The sequence below is a fragment of the Pallidibacillus thermolactis genome, from assembly GCF_025660415.1.
In the GTDB taxonomy this organism is placed as follows: Bacteria; Bacillota; Bacilli; order Bacillales; family Caldibacillaceae; genus Pallidibacillus; species Pallidibacillus thermolactis.
On the sequence record NZ_JAOUSE010000101.1, the window covers coordinates 1 to 1,632 of the forward strand.

The window sequence follows — 1,632 nt, forward strand, 5'->3', positions numbered from 1 at the left end:
GATTGAGTCAAGTATTTGTGGGCAGTTTTTTTCTCCCTAACAATGAAAGCGAATTCACTATTTTAGGGTACTCTCTTGATAAAAAATTTATCTTTTTTAAAATCCGGCCAACTCCTTTAAAGTCTTGTACACTGGAATATTTGCCTTACCTTTTAGGTATAGGAGATTGTCTCTTGTGACTTCACCAATTGTACTTGTCACCTTTTCTACGTAATGTTTTGGTGGATTCTTTTCCTCCTTGGTTTCTGTCCATCCTTCGACTTTCCCAAATAATGTTTTCAATGCCAGATTGTCTAGGAAAGCCACCAATCCAGTAATCATGGCACTTACGCCTTTTTCTACCCAGCTACGTCCATTTTTGAGCCTTTTTGCGAAGACACTCATCGTTCCCTCGGCACTTCCCATTGGACGCATTCCTTTGGTGTCAATACCTTGTTCTTGGAGCCACTTCCGGTAATCCCCGAGGGCTTCAGGATATTTTTCTAGTTGACGAATCAATTGGTCAAGACGTTCTTCCTGATCCTCTGTCTCTAGTGTTCCAACAGCACTGTTTAATTCCGTGAGTAGTTTCTGACTGTCATAGGACGCTAGTGCCTTTTGCATTTGGCGATAGCGAGGATGCTTACGGAATAAGCTGCGAATATCCCTTGCCACGTGGAAACGGTCAATTGAAAAGAATGCCCTGCCTTTAAAATGGTCTCGACAGGCTGTAATCCATCCGGCACCATCCCCGTTTATTACTAGCTTATGGACAGTTGGGTCATACTCGAAGTTTTCAATGAGAAAATCCTCAAACGCCTCCCAAAATGGCTGGTTCCCACGGTGAATAAAATGGCGTTTGTCTTTCAAACTTACTCGTTTTCCGTTGATTTCCCAGCCCTGATGAACCGCTGCAATTTTTTCTTCCTTGCCCCGTTTTCCTTTTCCTTGACGTTTCACATATAGGCCGTCCACTTCCACGAATAGGACAGGATAGTTTACAGGCTGTCGCTCTTTTGGGATACTTTCAATCTGTAACAGGTGTTGACGTATAGCTTCGTGACTAATCACTCGGTATCCTAAAAGTGTTTCAAGCGTGTGTTCTGCCTTTCGATAGGATGGCCCTGTAATGGCAAGCTCTAGAGCCGCTTCTTCTATCAGCGGACTAAAGGAGCCGGTCCCTTCGAATTCCAAAGAGCGATCAAGCAGATAGACATATTCACCTTTCTCCCTGTCTCGGTAGTAGTTCCGTTTCACCTTTATTTCGCCAAAAAGACTGATAATAGTGGTGGTACGCTTATCGAGTAGACGATAACGCTTTTTATTTCGTTCTTCAGCAATCTGCTTGTCCATGTCCTCTAATAGTGTTTTCATGACCTTTGAGAAGGTTTCCTGTAATTGCCTCCAAACTAATTGCTCAATCTGTTTTAAATTTGGATATACTGTGTTATTCTTTTGCATGAGGGGTTACTCCTTTGTTTGTGATTTAGTTTTGGTTGACTAAGATTCTACCAAGGAGTAACCCTCTTTTTCATGTTATTTGCTTATTAACTACCGCGCTTTCGCTTGGTGGCCCCCTCATTTGTTGAGCGTTCTAACGTTCCCTCAACAAATGAGGGGGTTAAATTTTGCCCACAATAATTTTACTCATAC

At 42.5% G+C, this 1,632-nt stretch carries 1 protein-coding gene; it reads right to left on the reverse strand.

Features of this window, described 5'->3' with window-relative positions:
• Nucleotides 1-96 precede the first annotated feature (96 nt).
• The gene (locus tag OEV82_RS16025) at nucleotides 97-1,440 is read right to left on the reverse strand and encodes an ISLre2 family transposase (protein WP_263062439.1); all 1,344 of its coding nucleotides are present in this window, start codon (nucleotides 1,438-1,440) and stop codon (nucleotides 97-99) included.
• Between the last annotated feature and the right edge of the window lie 192 nt (nucleotides 1,441-1,632).